General features: G+C 63.3%; 16 protein-coding genes. 10 read left to right on the top strand and 6 right to left on the bottom strand.

Features of this window, described 5'->3' with window-relative positions; all coding sequences use genetic code 11:
* Positions 1-11 precede the first annotated feature (11 nt).
* From H3S97_RS06605 to H3S97_RS06595, 3 genes are read left to right on the top strand one after another with little or no spacing between them, the layout of a single operon-like run.
* Positions 12-1,247, top strand: a complete 1,236-nt coding sequence (locus tag H3S97_RS06605; RefSeq protein ID WP_198220064.1) for an FtsX-like permease family protein — start codon at positions 12-14, stop codon at positions 1,245-1,247.
* Positions 1,244-2,206 (top strand): ATP-binding cassette domain-containing protein, encoded by a 963-nt coding sequence (locus tag H3S97_RS06600; protein WP_198220063.1) that lies wholly within the window; start codon positions 1,244-1,246, stop codon positions 2,204-2,206. The genes H3S97_RS06605 and H3S97_RS06600 overlap by 4 nt, the downstream gene beginning before the upstream one ends.
* A 22-nt stretch (positions 2,207-2,228) precedes the next feature.
* Entirely contained in the window at positions 2,229-3,170 is a 942-nt protein-coding gene (locus tag H3S97_RS06595; RefSeq protein WP_198220062.1) for a hypothetical protein, read from the top strand.
* Here H3S97_RS06595 and H3S97_RS06590 read toward each other — a convergent pair.
* Complete coding sequence (locus tag H3S97_RS06590) at positions 3,149-3,814, bottom strand: HD domain-containing protein (protein ID WP_198176919.1); 666 nt, start codon at positions 3,812-3,814, stop codon at positions 3,149-3,151. The genes H3S97_RS06595 and H3S97_RS06590 overlap by 22 nt on opposite strands.
* Positions 3,815-4,045: 231 nt before the next feature.
* Here H3S97_RS06590 and zwf point away from each other — a divergent pair, with 231 nt between their 5' ends.
* From zwf to pgl, 3 genes are all read left to right on the top strand, one after another.
* Entirely contained in the window at positions 4,046-5,527 is a 1,482-nt protein-coding gene (zwf, locus tag H3S97_RS06585; protein WP_232340616.1) for a glucose-6-phosphate dehydrogenase, read from the top strand.
* A complete protein-coding gene (locus tag H3S97_RS06580) occupies positions 5,524-6,531 on the top strand; it encodes a glucose-6-phosphate dehydrogenase assembly protein OpcA (RefSeq protein ID WP_198220061.1) in 1,008 nt (335 codons plus the stop codon). The genes zwf and H3S97_RS06580 overlap by 4 nt, the downstream gene beginning before the upstream one ends.
* 80 nt (positions 6,532-6,611) lie before the next feature.
* Positions 6,612-7,403, top strand: coding sequence for a 6-phosphogluconolactonase (gene pgl, locus H3S97_RS06575; protein ID WP_198187586.1), 792 nt, complete (start codon positions 6,612-6,614; stop codon positions 7,401-7,403).
* Between the two features lie 20 nt (positions 7,404-7,423).
* Here the strand turns inward: pgl and H3S97_RS06570 are convergent, their stop codons facing one another.
* Positions 7,424-8,209, bottom strand: coding sequence for a FadR/GntR family transcriptional regulator (locus tag H3S97_RS06570; protein WP_198220060.1), 786 nt, complete (start codon positions 8,207-8,209; stop codon positions 7,424-7,426).
* 232 nt (positions 8,210-8,441) lie between these two features.
* Between H3S97_RS06570 and H3S97_RS06565 the strand changes: the two genes are divergently transcribed.
* From H3S97_RS06565 to gnd, 3 genes are read left to right on the top strand one after another with little or no spacing between them, the layout of a single operon-like run.
* Positions 8,442-9,887, top strand: a complete 1,446-nt coding sequence (locus tag H3S97_RS06565; protein WP_198176923.1) for a GntP family permease — start codon at positions 8,442-8,444, stop codon at positions 9,885-9,887.
* A gap of 36 nt (positions 9,888-9,923) precedes the next feature.
* Positions 9,924-10,601, top strand: coding sequence for a gluconokinase (locus H3S97_RS06560; RefSeq protein WP_232356347.1), 678 nt, complete (start codon positions 9,924-9,926; stop codon positions 10,599-10,601).
* Between the two features lie 9 nt (positions 10,602-10,610).
* Positions 10,611-11,567 carry a phosphogluconate dehydrogenase (NAD(+)-dependent, decarboxylating) gene (gene gnd, locus H3S97_RS06555; RefSeq protein WP_332468275.1) on the top strand — a complete coding sequence of 319 codons (957 nt, stop codon included), beginning with the start codon at positions 10,611-10,613 and terminating at the stop codon, positions 11,565-11,567.
* Here the strand turns inward: gnd and H3S97_RS06550 are convergent.
* From H3S97_RS06550 to H3S97_RS06535, 4 genes are all read right to left on the bottom strand, one after another.
* The gene (locus H3S97_RS06550) at positions 11,557-12,486 is read right to left on the bottom strand and encodes a family 43 glycosylhydrolase (protein ID WP_198220058.1); all 930 of its coding nucleotides are present in this window, start codon (positions 12,484-12,486) and stop codon (positions 11,557-11,559) included. The genes gnd and H3S97_RS06550 overlap by 11 nt on opposite strands.
* 83 nt (positions 12,487-12,569) lie before the next feature.
* On the bottom strand, positions 12,570-13,427 hold the full coding sequence (locus H3S97_RS06545; protein WP_198220057.1) for a carbohydrate ABC transporter permease: 858 nt from the start codon (positions 13,425-13,427) through the stop codon (positions 12,570-12,572).
* A complete protein-coding gene (locus H3S97_RS06540; RefSeq protein WP_183122227.1) occupies positions 13,424-14,353 on the bottom strand; it encodes a carbohydrate ABC transporter permease in 930 nt (309 codons plus the stop codon). The genes H3S97_RS06545 and H3S97_RS06540 overlap by 4 nt, the downstream gene beginning before the upstream one ends.
* A gap of 13 nt (positions 14,354-14,366) precedes the next feature.
* The gene (locus H3S97_RS06535; RefSeq protein WP_198220056.1) at positions 14,367-15,617 is read right to left on the bottom strand and encodes an ABC transporter substrate-binding protein; all 1,251 of its coding nucleotides are present in this window, start codon (positions 15,615-15,617) and stop codon (positions 14,367-14,369) included.
* A gap of 185 nt (positions 15,618-15,802) precedes the next feature.
* On the opposite strand from H3S97_RS06535, the gene H3S97_RS06530 reads away from it, so the two are divergent.
* Complete coding sequence (locus tag H3S97_RS06530; RefSeq protein ID WP_198183547.1) at positions 15,803-16,837, top strand: LacI family DNA-binding transcriptional regulator; 1,035 nt, start codon at positions 15,803-15,805, stop codon at positions 16,835-16,837.
* The last annotated feature ends 52 nt before the right edge of the window (positions 16,838-16,889 follow it).

Genomic DNA, 16,889 nt, shown 5'->3' with positions numbered 1-16,889 from the left:
GGAAGGGTGTCATGTTCGTTCTCAAGAACGCCTGGTTCACCATCAGGCGGCATGCGGCGCGGAGCCTGGTCATGGTTCTGGCCTGCCTGGTCGTGACGGCGCTGGCTACGACGGCGGCCACCGTGCTCCAGGCTGACACCAAGGCACGTACCACCGACTACGAATCCCAACAGGTGGATGCCGTCATCAGCCCGCGCAAGGGGACCAAGGCCTCCCCCCTGGGCTGGAACGAGTATTCCAAGTACGCCCAGCGCCTGCAGATGGATGGCATGCAATACAAGGCCTACTTCCATGAGACCGCCGACATCAGCCCGGAGGGGCTACCCCAGTCAGGCACCTACTCCCTGGTGGGCGTCTCCGACAAGGCGGCCGAACCCACCCTGCCTCACGGCCCCTTTGTGCTGGACCAGGGCAGGGGACTGGATTACGCCTCTCAGAATGCCTCCGGCACCCAGACCGTACTGATCTCCAAGCAGATGGCACAGGCCAACAAGCTCAAGGTGGGCGACACCCTGACCATCAAGGATCCCCGTCAGCAGGATCAGCAGGTCAAGCTGACCGTCTCCGGCATCTATCACTACCGCAAGGCCGCCGACAAGGCAGCCAACCGGGCCATCTACACGGCCTATCCCACCTTTGCCATGCTGGGGCTGGATACGGCCAGCAGACCAGGAGACCCTGGCCATGAACTGCTCGTGGCCTTCGTCCTGGATTCGCCGAGCACCTATCAGAAGTTCATCAAGGAGCTGCGCAAGGACGGACTCAAGGCCTCGCAGTACGACATCGACTCTCCCAGTCTGAAGGACTACCAGCGCCGGATGGAGCCGGTCCACCAGGCTGCCGGCCAGGCACGAACCACCATCATCCTGGTCTGCCTGCTGGGCGTGCTGATTCTGCTGGGTTGCCTGATCCTCATGCTGCGCGGCCGTACCAACGAAATCGGCATGGCCATCACCATCGGAGTCCACAAGGCCCGGCTGGGCTGGCAGTTCGCACTGGAGACCCTCTTGCTCACCCTGCCCGGTCTGGCCCTGGGCCTAGCGCTGGGTGCCGCAATCAGCCGACCGCTGGGCCGGTCGCTCTTCCGGCTGGGCAGCCTGGCCAGCATGCCTAATGCTGGTCTGATCTGGAAAATGATCCTGATTGGCCTGGCCGTCTGTCTGGTCCTCGCTCTGGCAGCAGCCGCCAGGGTAGCGGCCTTCAGAACCGCCCAGCTATACACCAACGACCTGGAGGACGAGGCATGAGCGAAAAGACATCGGACCAGCAGCCTAACGAAGAGTCCCAGGCAAAGGCCGCGACCACGGCCGACGCTGAGCAGAAGACCGACGAGAACACCAGCGCCGAACCTCTGTCTGAAGCCGGGGAAGAGGCAGCCACTCAGACGGACGAAAAGTCCGAGGAGGATGGTTCTTCGGAAGAAGATGTCCCGCTGGCTGCCTTCAAAGTGGTCATCGAACATGAAGACGCCGAAGATTCCGACGGCGATCAGGAGGAGGACTCGCTGCTGGAGACCGAAGACCAGCAGGTGCTGGTTCCTGGCGGCTACCCGGTGCTTTCCGTAAAGCATGTGGATTACACGCGCAAGGTCCAAGGCCGCCCCGAACAGATCCTGGACGATGTAGATCTGGACTTCCAGCGCCGTCGTATCTACTCGGTGGAGACCGCATCGCCTTCCGGAAGGGCCGCTCTGATGGCCCTGATGACCGGTCTGCGCGCTCCCACCCAGGGCAGCGTGCTCTTCCGGGGCACGGACCTGCGCCAGTTGCTGGCCTCTGACTACCGCGGCCACCAGATTGGAGCCATCTTTGGCACCGATGCCTTGAGGCGCGACCTGACCGCCGTACAGAACCTTGTCTACACCATGGATGCCAGCGGGCGCACCTTCCTGGGCCCCAAGGACAATCTGGCCCGTCACCTGCTGGACGAGGTGGGCTTCCCGGAGCGCCTGCAGGACAAGCTGACCGCCGATCTGGGACATCTGGACTTCCGTCTGGCCTCCGTGGCCCGTGCCCTGTGCTGCGAGTGTGACGTGCTCATCGCCGACGAACCCACCGAAGGGCTGGAGCCGGGCGACTGGGACACCCTGCTGGCCACACTGAAGCGGGTCTCCCGCCGTCATGACTGCACCGTGATCATCCTGACCTCGGGCGGTTCGGACACCGTAGACGAGGGCACCTACGACGACCGATTCATCGTCGATTGAGCCCCGGCCTTCCGGACCGGGGATGGACAGCACTGCACTGATCTGTTCGGTCATCACCCATGAGGAGTGGATTCCCCGGGTCATGGCCGAACAAATCGATTCGTGCAACAAGGGCACGCTTCGGCAACGGAGCATTATCCTGCATCACCACCATGGATTCGGACCCGTTAGGGGGGTCGGCGCCAAGGAAGCCATATGGATCACCCCGGGGCTCCTGATCGCCCAGAACGCCTGGCTGGCATCCCAAGGCCGTCCCTCATGGGCCCTGTCAGCACCACCGACCATGTGGCTGGATGGGCTGGACCAGTCCCTGATCGGACGCAGAATTCTGACCGTGACGGCCGAAACCATCCTGACCTGGCGCCGACTGCCATCGGGTCTGGGACAGCGCCCTTGGTCGCAGTTGGCTGCCGGCCGGGTATCAAACCTGCCTGCAGCCCGACGAACCCTTGAAGATCTGCAGAGCCATCTGCGGACGGCCCCTGCGCAATCGCTGATTCGCATCCAGACCCACTTGCCCGATATCCATGAGGAGTGGCGGGTCATCGTCGACCAGGGCCGGATTGCAGCCTCCAGCGGATACTGCCTCCATGAGGGCGAGGACTCCAGGGTCATTACCACGGTCTTTGACGGCGCCGTTTTCGATTCCCAACATCGAAGAATCGCCGAGGACTGCGCCCTCCAGGCAGCCAAGGGTCGATCTTCTGCCCCAATCAGCGTGGATCTGGCCTTCCTCCGTGGATCGGATCGGCCTCTCGTCCTGGAGGGAAACCCGGTCTGGTGCGCAGCCCCTTACGCTTACGGACCACAGGGCATGGCCTCTTTCCTGAAAGCCGTTGCGGCCTGCCGGACCGATCCAGTCGACCCCTATCGACCAGACCCGTGGATGCTGCGCGAATTCGGCGGTCGCTTCCGCGGTTCCTGGGGGCCGGTCCGGCAGGATCAGACGATGGTCATGCCGTAGTGCTTAGCCAGGGGCTGCAGGTCCGGCACCCCGTACCGGGCCACCAGTTGCCTCCAGCGGGCCAGATTGTCGGGACCATACTTGGCCGTGCGCTTGGCGGCAGTGGGCTCGGAGACGAAGATCGGCGGCTGGTGCTTGCTGTGGAACTTGTCCGCGTACATGACCACCTCCTGCTCAGGGTTGACCGGCAGGTAGTCGTCCGGCGGCAGGTTCAGATGCTCCTCCTCCACCTGGCGACGGGTCAGCCCCACCCCGGTGTGGTTGCGGGCGAACTGGGCCACCGACTCGTCCACCCCGGCATCCAGCAGCAGACGATAACCCTCCAGGCCGTGCTCGATGTACCGCTCGCCCTGGAAGGTCAGCGGCCGACCCTGGGAGCCGTCATCCTTGAGGATTCGGTAGGTGCCGATGTCGTGCAGCAGGGCACCTGTGCGTACCAGGTCACGATTCAGGGGCCGCTCGGGCAGGATCCCGTCAGGGTCGTCACCACGCAGCAGGCGTTCGTTGACCTGGTCGGCCATACGCACCGCAAGGGCGGCGATGATCTGGCAGTGGGTGTGTATCAGTTCATAGGCGGCTCGGGAGGGCGCATACTGACGATGCAGGGCCTCAGCCATGGGAACATTGGGAATCATACCGACCATTCTAGGGACCCTGTCGCAAATGTGACCTTTGCGACGCTATGCGCACTTCAGCGGATAATCAGCCCTGCCCTTCCACTGCCGACAGTAGACTGGGAGCCACGGTATTTCACGAGGAGCACTATGGACACTTCACCACTTGTGCGCTCCGCCGACCAGCCCGCTCCCCCCGATGAGGACGGCGGCCGACAGGCGCCTTGGCACAACCCCCTGCTGGACCCGCGCGATCTGCGCATGCCGCGCATTGCAGGACCCAGCTCATTGGTCATCTTCGGCGTCACCGGCGATCTGGCCAAGAAAAAGCTCTTGCCGGCCGTCTATGACCTGGCCAACCGGGGACTGCTGCCAGCCAGCTTCGGGCTGATTGGTTTCGGGCGGCGCGACTGGAGCGACCAACAGTTCGTCGCCTTTGCAGAGGAGAACGTCCGCGCCCACTGCCGCACACCCTTCAACGAGTCCACCTGGCGACATCTGAGCCAGGGCATGCGCTTCGTCACGGGCAGCTTCGACGATGCCGAGGCCTTCCGCCGCCTGTCGGCCACCGTCTCGGAGCTGGACCGGGTCCGGGGCACCCGTGGCAACCATGCCTTCTACATGTCGGTGCCGCCCAAGGCCTTCCCCCAGGTTGCCCGTCAGCTGGCCGAGTCGGGACTTTCCCACTCCACTGAAGGGGCCTGGCGCCGCGTCATCATCGAGAAGCCCTTCGGTCACGACCTGGCCTCTGCCAAGGAACTTGACCGGGTGGTCTCCGAGGTCTTCGAACCGGATTCGGTCTTCCGCATCGACCACTACCTGGGCAAGGAGACCGTGCAGAACATCCTGGCCCTGCGCTTTGCCAACATGATGTTCGAGCCGGTCTGGAACTCCAACTATGTCTCCCATGTGCAGATCACCATGGCCGAGGACATGGGCATCGGCGGCAGGGCCGGCTACTACGACGGAATCGGAGCAGCCAGGGACGTCATCCAGAACCACCTGCTGCAGCTGATGGCCCTGACGGCCATGGAAGAGCCTGTCTCCTTCTCGGCATCAGATTTGACTGCTGAGAAGACCAAGATTCTTTCCGCCGTCCGTCTTCCCAAGGATCTGGCGGCCCACACCGCCCGAGGCCAGTACACGGCAGGCTGGCAGGGCTCCCAGCACGTGGTCGGTTACCTGGATGAAGACGGGATCGACCCCTCCTCCACCACCGAGACCTATGCGGCCATCAGGCTGGATGTGGACACCCGCCGCTGGGCCGGCGTCCCCTTCTACCTGCGCACGGGCAAGCGCCTGGGCAAGCGGGTCAGCGAGATCGCCATCGTCTTCAAGCGTGCCCCCCACCTGCCCTTCGAGGCCACGGCCACCCGGGAACTGGGCGCCAACGCGGTGGTCATCCGCGTACAGCCCGACGAGGGTGTGACCCTGCGCTTCGGGGCCAAGACCCCCGGATCGGCCATGGAGGTGCGTGACGTCAACATGGACTTCTCTTACGGGCGTTCCTTCACCGAGGCCTCTCCCGAGGCCTACGAGCGGCTGATCCTGGACGTGCTCCTGGGAGACCCGCCCCTCTTCCCCACCACCGAAGAGGTCAATCTCTCCTGGAAAATCCTGGACCCCATCGAGGAGTTCTGGGCAGGACAGGGCCAGCCCCAGCCCTACCGTGCCGGCACCTGGGGTCCGCGGGAGGCTGATCTGATGCTGGCCCGCGACGGATACCACTGGAGGATGCCATGATCGTCAGACTGAACAACACCACTACCTCCGCCATCGCCCGGGAGATCGACGAGCTCCACGTTGAACGCGGAGAGGCCGCCCAGGGAAGGGTGCTAACCCTGGTCATCGTCACCGAACAGGCCCATCTGGAGACGGCCCTGGAGACCGTAAACGCCGCAAGTCGTGAACACCCCTGCCGGGTCATCGCCATAGTGACCAATGCCGAAGACCATCAGGCCGGGCAGGAGGCGGACCAGCGGACCGCTGCGGCACAGTCCTCTGAAGACTGCGTCTCCTACAAGGACACCAAACATGACGGTGACCGCACACTGGATGCCGAAATCCGCTTCGGCTCGGATGCCGGTGCCGGCGAGGTGGTGGTCCTGCGACCAGTGGCTGCTCTGCTGGACCATTCCGATGCTCTGGTCATCCCCCTTCTGGTGCCGGATGCCCCTCTGGTGGTCTGGTGGCCCACCAATCCGCCCCAGGATCCCTCACAGGATCCCATCGGGACCATGGCCGCCAGCAGAATCACCGATGCCATGGATGCCGACGATCGCCAGGCCACCTTCGCCGGGCTGTTGGCCCATTCGCGCGATCAGGACGTGGACCTGTCCTGGACCAGGATCACCATCTGGCGAGCACTGCTGACCTCCATGGTGCAGCAGCCGCCCCACCTGCCCATCCGTTCAGTCAAGGTGACCGGCCAGGCCCACTACCTGCCATTGGAGCTGCTGGCCTCGTGGCTGGCCCTGAAATTGCAGGTGCCGGTCTCTGTCGAGCGTGACCCGAAGGCCCAGGCCGTCACCGGCGTCTACTTCGAACGCCCGGACGGGATCATGAGCATGGAGCGTCATCACGACGACCAGGCCCGGATCAACCAGCCCGGCCAAGCCCCACAGACCATCTCCATGCCCCTGCGCACTGCTGTGGACTGCATGAGCGAGGAACTGGGTCGGTTGGATCCTGACGAGGTCTATCAGGAGGTCATCCACACCGGCTGGGGAATGGTCGACCACCAGTAGGCGCCCCGCAGCGACTCAATTCAATGCAAATGCCCGGGTGTAGGCTGAGGCCAGCATCACCTGCATGCAAGGAGGATCAGATGACCGATCGTCGTACCGTGACCTATGCCACAACCAAGTTGCTCAACCAGGCTACAGCAGCCCGCATCCTGCTGGAGCTGGGAGACCTCCTGGCCCGTCAGGATCGGGCCGACCTGGCGCTGACCGGCGGGCGGGACGCGGCGGATGTCTATGCCCTGATGGGCGCTGATCCCCTGAGCCAGAGCGTGGACTGGAGTCGGGTCCACCTCTGGTGGAGCGATGAGCGGTTCGTGGGCCTGGAAGACCCGGACCGCAACGACGAGCAGGCACGACGGGCTTGGTTCGGCGGGCTGATCGACCAGGGGCTGCTGCCGCAGGCCAACGTGCATTCCATGCCCGTGGATACCCGCAGCCCAGCCCAGGTTGAGGCCGCCGACCAGGAGGAGAACGAACGGGCTCTGACCCAGGCGGCAGCCGCGTATCAACAGGAGATCATCGACCAGCTGGGGCCTGAGGGCCGGATGGATCTGGCCGTCTTTGGCGTAGGCCCCGACGGTCACTATGCCTCTCTCTTCCCCGACCGCCCCGAGGTCAGGTTGCAGGACGACGCTCTGCTGGTGACGGGTGTCAGTAATTCCCCCAAGCTTCCCCCGCTCAGGGTCACCATGACCACGCCATTCATCCGCCGGACCCCCAAGGTCTGGCTCTTCACCTCAACTGCAGAGAAGGCCTCGGCCGTGGCTGCCGCCCTGGGAACCACGGACGATCCCCATGTCCCCTCCTCGTATGCCAGGGGCACCCTGGAGACCCTCTGGCTCCTGGACGCTGATGCCGCCTCGAAACTGAGCTGAACCCTCTGCGCCAAAAACCTCTACAGACCTGGGGACTCCGAAGATTCCTTATCCGCAGCACGAGCGGAATCTTCGGAGTCCTTTCGTGTCATTTGTTCGACAGCCCGATCGGATTCGTCGACGATCCAATCCATGGCATGCCTTGCCCCCTCTGCGTCGCCCCGACGTATCAGGGCAGCCACGTCGCCGTGCAGCCGCAGAGCCTTCTCGTCGGCCCTCCTGGGCATAAGCTCATGCCGGGTCCGCCCAGACAGCACTGAGGCAATCACATCGCCCAGCGCCGCGAACATGGCGTTGCCCGATGCCTCAAGCAGGGTTCGATGGAAGGTTTCGTCAGCCCGAAGATAGTCCGGCCCGTCGGCGCGGTCAGCGTTGGCCACCATGTCTATAGCGGCCCGCGTCAGCTTCGCCCATTGATCATGATCAGCGTGGCTGGCCGCCAGCTGGGCAGCCACGGGCTCCACGCATGCCCTGAGCTCGGACAGCTCATGCAGGGTCCGCCCCCGGTCAGGTCCGCGCAGCCTCCACTCGATCACCCGAGGGTCATAGATATTCCAGAGCCGGCAGGGGTTGACCGTGGCACCGACCTTGCGTTTGACAGTGACCAGACCCATGGCCTCAAGAACCCTGGTGACCTCCCGGGTCACTGTGCGCGAAGGCCTCTGGCTATCCAGGTCCGGGGCGGGCAGCCTGTCACCCGGTGCGATGGTGCCGTCGACGATGGCCGCCCCCCACTGGTCCAGCAACCGGTCATGCAGGGTGCCTTCTGTAGCCGTTTCGTCATCAGGCTTGCTCGCGCTTTCCACGAATTCCACTCTAGCAACCGGACTCGCGCCCAGAGCCATCAGACGATTCTGCAGACAAGCAGAGGCTCAATCCTGCCCTCAGCATGCCATCTTCCAATCCGTCCCAGGTTCGTGTAAGATATTGTCTGTTAAGGCATACTTAATATCACGCTGTCGATATTAAGTAATGCAAAAATAAGAGCCGGAAAGCTGATCAGGCCGGACGGTTCGCATCCTCAGAGAAGAGGCAGCCATGCTTTTAGCGTCGCAGCCGACAGCCGACGGGTATCTGACCCTGGCGGCGAGTCAGGCCGTTTCCCTGAACACCACCCAACTGGGCATCAGTCTGGTGCTCAGCCTGGCGGTGCTCATTTTCCTGGTCACTGTCGTCAAACTTCATCCCTTTGTCTCCCTGCTGGGTGCCGCCCTGGTGGTCGGCATCGGTTCCGGCTACGGTCCCGTGGCCACCCTGACCAGCTTTACCGGCGAATTCGGCTCCACCATGGGCTCCGTGGGCATTCTGATCGGCCTGGGAGCCATGATCGGCAAGGTCCTCATGGACACCGGAGCCACCGACCAGGTGGTCAACACCCTGGTGGCCAAGTCCAAGCCCGCCACCATCCCCTGGATCATGGCCCTGATCGGCGCCCTGATCGGCCTGCCCATGTTCTTCGAGGTTGGCCTGGTCATTCTGGTCCCGGTCATCATTCTGGTGGCCCGCCGCACCAAGCTCCCCCTGATGCGGGTGGCCATCCCCACCCTGGCAGGCCTGTCCATCATGCACGCCTGTGTGCCTCCCCACCCCGGTCCCCTGGCCGCCCTGAGCCAGTTCAAGCAGACCGGCAATGTGGGACTGACCATGATGTTCGGCATCCCCTTCGCCCTGATCACCCTGGTCGTCGTGGGCCCGGCCTTCTCCCGGCTGGCTTCCCGCTGGGTGCCCATCCAGGCACCGGCAGATTTCGTGGCCAAGAGCGAGCAGGCGGGCAAGGAGGAGACCCGGCTGCCCTCCTTCGGCCTCTCGGTCTGCTGCATCCTGCTGCCGGCAGTCCTCATGCTGCTGACCTCCATCTTCGAAATCGCCGTCCCCGGGTTCAAGGATCGCACGGACGGCCTGGCACAGACCATCAACTTCATCGGCAACCCGGTCATGGCCCTGGCCATAGCACTGATCGTCTCCATGCTGGTCCTCAAGGCCGCCTCGGGCATCTCCTGGAAGACCGTCAATGACTCCCTGGGAGCCTCGCTGCCCGCTGTGGCAGGCATCCTGCTGATCGTGGGCGCAGGCGGCGGCTTCAAGGGTGTTCTGGTCTCCACCGGCATCGGCAAGATCATCGGTACCTTTGTCGAGCACTCCAACATCTCCATCTTCCTGCTGGGCTGGGTCATCGCCGTCTTCGTGCGCATCGCCACAGGTTCGGCCACCGTCTCCATCCTGACCACGGCCGGCATCCTCAGCAACGCCATGACCATGATGCATGCAGGCTCCACGGCCACCACCCTCCTGGTCATCGCCATCGGCGCCGGGTCCATATTCCTCTCCCACCTCAACGACGCGGGCTTCTGGCTGATCAAGGAGTACTTCGGCCTCAGTGTCGGCGAGACCCTGAAGACCTGGTCGGTTCTGGAATGCCTGCTGTCGGTAGTGGTCCTGGTCCTGGTCATGATCGCCAGCATCTTTGTGCCCATCACCGCCTGAGCGTCGTTGCCGGATCACTTTTCAGAAAGGTTGCACATGGTCGACACATCGTTGAAGAATTCCGACGCGCTGAGCGCAGAAGATCACCCGGAGCCCCAGGTCCCCTCTGCAGTGGACAACACGGTTCCCCCGGACTACTTCCAAGGCCGCACCCCTGTTCTGGTCATCATGGGGGTCGCCGGCTGCGGCAAGACCACCATGAACGAGCACCTGGGCAACAAGCTGGGTTGGGACATGGCCGAGGCCGACGACTTCCACCCCCAGGCCAACATCGACAAGATGGCCCGTGGCATCCCCCTGAACGACCAGGACCGTTGGCCCTGGCTGGACAGCATCCACGATTGGATCGAGGACCACATGCGCCGTGGAGTGCCCGGAACCGTCACCTGCTCGGCCCTGAAGCGGATCTATCGTGACCGGCTGCGGATGCCGGGCGTGGTCTTCATTCACCTGAGCGGGGACTACGACTCCATCATGGAACGGCTCTCCAAGCGGAAGGGCCACTTCATGAAGCCGCAGATGCTGCGCTCCCAGTTCGATGACCTGGAGCCCCTGGGACCGGACGAGGTTCATTTGACCATCGACGTGGGTCTGCGCATGTCTCCTGAGATCGAGGCCGAAGAGGTCATCGACACCCTGGGCCTGCAGTGCGACGTCAAGGCGCACACCGCCCAGGTCCAGGCCGAGCGCGCCCGACAGGCAGCCCGCAAGTAGCACCGACAAATCGGCCAGACCGCGGCCGAGCACCAACCATCGCGGTCAACTTCACACTGTTGCAGTCAATGGAGAGGAACTGACGCTATGAAGATTGGCATGATCGGCCTGGGACGCATGGGCAAGAACATGGCGGACCGCCTGAGCACCGGCGGCCACCAGGTGGTCGGCTACGACATCGCACCGGACTCGGGCAGGGATGTGGATAGCCTTGGGGCCCTGGTCCAGGCCCTGGAGGCCCCCCGGGTAATCTGGGTCATGGTCCCGGCCGGCAAGCCCATCGAGTCCACTCTTGATCAGCTGGGCGAGCTGATGGAGCGCGGCGACCTGGTCGTGGATGGAGGCAACACCCGCTTCACCCAGGACCAGGAGCACGCCCAAGCCCTGGCCGCCAAGGGCATAGGCCTGGTGGACGTGGGCACCTCCAACGGCATCTGGGGCAAGGAGAAGGGCTATGCCCTGATGGTCGGCGGATCGGACCAGGACGTGGCCCGGATCCAGCCCGTTCTGGACACCCTGAAGCCCGAGGGCGACTATGGTCTGGTCCACGCAGGAGGCACCGGTGCAGGCCACTATGCCAAGATGGTCCACAACGGCATCGAGTACGGGATGATGCAGGCCCTGGCCGAGGGGTATGCGGTCCTGGAGGCCTCCGACCTGATCAAGGAGCCTGGCGAAGTGGTGGAGTCCTGGCGCAAGGGCTCGGTCATCCAGTCCTGGCTGCTGGACCTGCTGGCCCAGGCCCTGAAGGAGGACCCGCACCTGAGCGGGATCGCCGGCGAGGCCGACGAGACCGGCGAGACCAAGTGGATGATCGCGGACGCCCTGGAACTGGGAGTACCCACACCGGCCATCACCTCGGCCCTCTACGCCCGCCAGTCCTCCAAGATCGAGGACCCCATGACCATGAAGGTGGTCTCCGCCCTGCGCAGCGCCTTCGGCGGCCACCCCATCGTCAGGGAGTGACCGGATTCCGGGCCGGATACCAGTAGGATCCCACCTGCGGACGGACCTGGACCAGGGCGCCGTCATCAGTGAAGTCCAGGGGTGCAAAGACGATTTCGCGATGGCAACCGTCACCCTGGCCGTCCCTGGCGAATCTGTGGTAGGCCACAATCCAGTCGTCCCGGCCCGGCACACGGGTGATGCAGTGGTGCCCAGTGGCCAGAATCCCCTTGGCATGATCGGCCTTTATCAGAATCTGGGGCGCGGTCCAGGGCCCATCCAGCGATGGCGCGCTGGACCAGCGGATCCGGTAGCTCGGATCCCTGGTATCGTTCTCCGACCAGGAGGCATAGTAGGTGTCCCCACGTCGGCAGATGGTGACGGCCTCGCGGAAGTTGTCAGGCACGGCGGAGCGCACTGAGCCGTCTTCCAGACGCAGGCCGTCCGGACTCAGCCGCGCCATGTAGGCACGGCCATTGCCCCAGAGCAGATAGGGCACATCACCGTCATCCACAAAGACCGAGGGATCGATGGGCAGGCAATCGTAGTCCCCCCGGGCGACGAATGGCTCCTGGGCCGCCCGGAAGGGACCGGTTGGCCCAGGAGCGACGGCCTGGCCTATCTGCCCGTCGGCCACAAAATACAGGATGCAGCGTCCCCGGCGCACCAACAGGCAGGGAGCCCAGGCACCCTGTCCCCCATGCCACCAGGGAACCTGGTCCAGGTCCAGGATTTTTCTGCGGGTCCAGTGGCACAGGTCCCCTGATTCATAGACGTAGAAGGCATGCGAGGACCATTCAGGCAGACCATCCTCGGTGCAATAGAGGTACCAGCGGTCCCCGATCATGACCAGATCCGGGTCCGCGCAGTAGCGATGCAGGGGGTTGCTCGCCAATCCCGTCCCCTCCGACCCTTGATGTGCGCTTGCGAATTCCTCCATGGACTTTGACTCCGATCCTTCATGAATGCGGCGGCCGGAACCTCCGACCGCCGCCATTGACTACGACCTTCCGATGGGCCGCCTTACCCCTTGACCGCGCCGGCAACCAGTCCGGAGACGATCCACTTCTGGCAGAAGATGAAGAAGACGAAGACCGGAATCAGGGCCAGGACCGTAATGGTCATGAAGCTTGGCCAATCTGTGGTGAACTGGCCGACTGCGTTGTAGACCTGCAGAACGATGGTGCGCAGGTTGGAGCTGCTGATGAAGACGTTGGCCGTCATGAAGTCGTTCCAGGTCGACATGGTCTGGAAGACCACCACCGTGGTCAGGATGGGCCTGATCAGGGGCAGCACGATGCTCCGGAAGATCCTTAGGGGGCCGGCCCCGTCGATCCTGGCGGCCTCGATGACCTCGAAGGGCAGGGACTGCATGTAGCCCACGATCAGAAAGTAGCAGAAGACCGCCCCGCCCAGGTACATGATGATCAGACCCAGGAGCGTGTTGACCAGCCCCACGCTGGACTCCATCCGGTAGAGGGGAATCAGGGTGGACTGGGTGGGAATGACGAAGGCGATCATGAGGATCACCCCGATGACCGAGGTGAAGATCGACTTGCGCAGAATCATCCCGTAGGCAGCCAGAGCTCCGATCAGCACCTGAAAGAGGACGCCGAAGAAGGTGACGATCAGGGTGTTGACCAGGCTGCGGACGATGGGCACCGTGGCGAAGGCCCGCGTGTAGTTGCGCAGCGTCCACTGCTTGGGCAGACCCAGTGGATTGGTGGCCATATCGGGCACGGTCTTGAAGGTGTTGATCAGGATGTACCAGAGGGGCACGGCGCAGATCAGAGCGATGATTAGGACCACCACGCTTCTGATCACCGAACGCCGCCGTTCCCGCTGGCTCAGAGTCAGGGTCGAGCTCTTGCTGCTGCTCATTGGAACCTCCTGGAAATCAGGCTGGCGGCCCCCATCTGAGCGAAGACCACCAGGGCCGTGGCCACGGTGAACAGGACCGCCAGGGCCGAGCCCAGCCCGTACTGGGACTGGCCGATACCCTGCTGAATGATGGATTGGGTCACCGTATAGGTGGAGTACCCGGGGCCGCCCTTGGTCATGGTGTAGGGCAGGTCGTAGACCTTGAGGCCTCCTGACATAAGCAGGAAGCTGGAGGTGACGATGCCTGGGATCAGCTGGGGCAGGGTGATGTGGACGAACTGCTGGCGGCTGCTTGCCCCGTCCACCGTGGCCTGCTCATAGAGGTCTCCGGGAATGGACTGCAGAAAGGCCAGGTAGAGTGTGGCATGCCAGCCGATCTGCGCCCAGACTGCTATGAAGATGACGCAGCACCGGGCCAGGGTCGAATTGGACAGCCAGGGCACCGGTCCCAGGCCGAAGACGCCCAGGATGGTGTTGAAGACACCTGACTTCATGGGCGAGAAGATGTACTTCCAGACCATGCCCATGATGGCCAGCGAAGGCACACTGAAGAAGAAGAACAGGGAACGGGCGAAGTTGCGGCCCCAGAACTTCCGGTTCAGGGTGACGGCCAGGGGGATGGCGAAGATGGTCACCAGGACCGTCTGGGCCACGGCATACAGGATGGTGAACACCAGACCCTGCATGGTCGAGGAATCGGTGAACACGCTGTGATAGTTCTTCCAGCCCACATAGTGCATGTTCAGGCTGTAGCCGTTGAAGTCGGTCACCGAGTAGATGATGGTCTGCACCAGCGGCACCGCGAAGAGGATGACGAAGACGGCCAGGATGGGCAGGAGGAACCAGAAAGAGGTCAGATCCTGCCGCAGGCCGACCATGCGCCGCCGATGGGCGTTGGCACGTTCTGCCGAGGATTGGGAAGCCATGTTCCAGCCCTTCCTACTTGACCGAGGCCATCTTGTCGTCAATGGCCTTGGCCCACTGATCCAGATTGATGGACCCCTGCACCAGCTGCTGGGTCTCGGACTGGCGGACCGTGGTCAGCACATCAGGCTTGGCATAGAAGTTCATCAACAGGAAGTAATGGCCCGGCTGCACGTTGGCCCGATAGACCTGCTCGTACTCGGGCTTGACCTTGGCCTTGAACCCCTGGACGGTGATGGCATCCCCGTTGTCGGCCGAACGCTGCAGGGCCCAGTGGCTGTCCATGAAGGTCAGGAACTTCCGGGCGGCCTTGAGCTTGTCGCCCTTGAGATGGGAGTAGATGGCGTAGGCGGGCGATGGCGATCCCTGGGCATAGTTGACCATGCCCTTCTCCATGAGCGGCATGGGGGCCATGCCATACTTGAGCCCGGCCTGGCCGATGGATGGCAGGTCCCAGGGGCCGGTGCAGATCATGGCCACCTGGCCATTGATGAACTGGGTCTTCATGTCGTCGCCGCTGATGCCGACCGTGTCCCGGGTGACCAGGCCCTGGTCATAGAGCTTCATCCAGGCCGCAGCCGCCTCGCGTTGGTCACTGCCGGGCTTTTGAGGGCGACGGTCGATCAGACCGGTCACATCGACCTTGTCCCTGTCGAACTGCGAGCCCATGAAGGCATCGGGAATCCTGCTGGGGCCATCGGCGATGGTCTCCAGGAAGGGCGTGACCCCGGCGGCCTTGAGCTTCTTGCACAGCTGCAGGAACCCGTCCCAGGTCTCCGGAACCTCCTTGGCGCCAGCCTTGGCCAGCAGGTCCTTGTTGTAGACGATGCCGGAGGCCCAGGAGGACACGGACATACCGTAGACCTTGCCCTCATGACTGACGAAGTCCTTGTTGGCCTGGGAGATGTTGCGCATGAAGGGCTCGTTGGTCAGGTCCCGCACGTAGCCGTTCTTGATCAGGTCAGCCTTGTTCTCGGAGGTGATGATGAACACATCCGGGGCCTGGTTGCCGACCAGTCGGGTCTGCAGGGTCTGGATGTACTCGGGGGTCGGAGGCGAGTAGCTGAAGTCCACCTTGATCCCCGGGTTCTGTTGCTCGAATTGGTCGATATATGGCCTCATGACCTGTTCATTGTTCCATGACAGGAAGGTCAACGTGGTCTTGGACCCACCAGCGCCACCAGCCCCGCAGGCACCCATGGCCGACACCAACATGCCGACCCCCAACGCCGCTGCTATGCCCTTCCATGCTCGCTTCAGCTTCATGACTCCTCCTTGCAATCAATCCTCTGAACATCCGTCCGGGCTGTTCAACGTCGAGACCCGGGAATTGACACGATTCAACTGCTGTCACAATATGGTATAGCACGTTGGTTGAATCGTGTCAATTATATGTCGACAAGGCCACCCGGGTGCCTAAGATGATGGCTGAACCCCGGGAAAGGTGCGAGATGGTGACGATGAGCGATGTGGCCAAGGAGGCGCAGGTCTCCCGGGCCACTGCCTCCTATGCCCTTCGAGGCGATAGGCGCATAGCGGATGACACCAGGCGCAGGGTCCTGCTTGCCGCCCACAAGCTCCGCTACTCGGCCAACCTGTCGGCCAGAAGCCTGCGCTCAGGCAAGAGCGGCATCATTGGCGTGGCCATCTTCGAGCTGGACAAGCCTTACCCTTCGCAGATGAGCGCGGCCATCTCCCGGCAGATCAATGCCCACGGCATGCAGGCCATCATCCAGCAGACCTCCAACTCCAAACAGGACGAGGTCTCCATCCTCCGACATGTGACCAGCCAACTCTGCGACGGCACCATCTTCAGCCCAGGCAGCATCACCAATGAGGAGATGCAGGAGCTGGCCGATGGCAAGCCTCTGGTCCTGCTGGACGACCCCTCAGCCGAGCCGGTCTTCGATTCGGTCATGACGGCCGGATTCGAGGGAGCCGCCATGGCCGTGCGGCACCTACTGGACTGCGGATGCCGACGGATAGGCGTGGTGGGTGCCGACATGGCGGACAGCACCGATCCGGTCCAACGGCACTCGGTCCGTGGCCGCAGGGTGGCCGGCTGCCTGAAGACCCTGAAGGCCGCAGGAATCAAGGCCCAATCTAAGGATTTTCTGTCCCTGGACCGCTGGGACGGGGAAATGGCCCGCGACCTGGGCCATCATCTGGCCGACACGTCCGACCTGCCCTTTGACGGCATCTTCTGCATGACCGACTCCCTGGCCCTGGGCCTGATCCGAGGACTGCACGAATGCGGCGTGGAGGTTCCCCGGGACTTGGCCGTTGTGGGATTCGACGGCATCCAGGAGGGAGAGTCCTATATACCTTCGCTGACCACCATCAGCACCGACAAGGAGGACCTGGCCCGCAAGGCGGTGGATGCCCTCCTGGCCCGTCTGCAGGGCGAGGACGATGATCGTCCTCCCACCCGGACGACTGCCGACTGCCGGCTGGTGGTCCGGGAATCCACAGCCAGGATCCGCTGACAGGATGGCAAAAGGGTCCGCACTGCCGTCTCAGCGGCTGTACGGACCCTTG

This window comes from Bifidobacterium choladohabitans (assembly GCF_016102005.1).
Taxonomy (GTDB): domain Bacteria; phylum Actinomycetota; class Actinomycetes; order Actinomycetales; family Bifidobacteriaceae; genus Bombiscardovia; species Bombiscardovia choladohabitans.
This window is presented reverse-complemented; position numbering and strand designations above follow the sequence as displayed.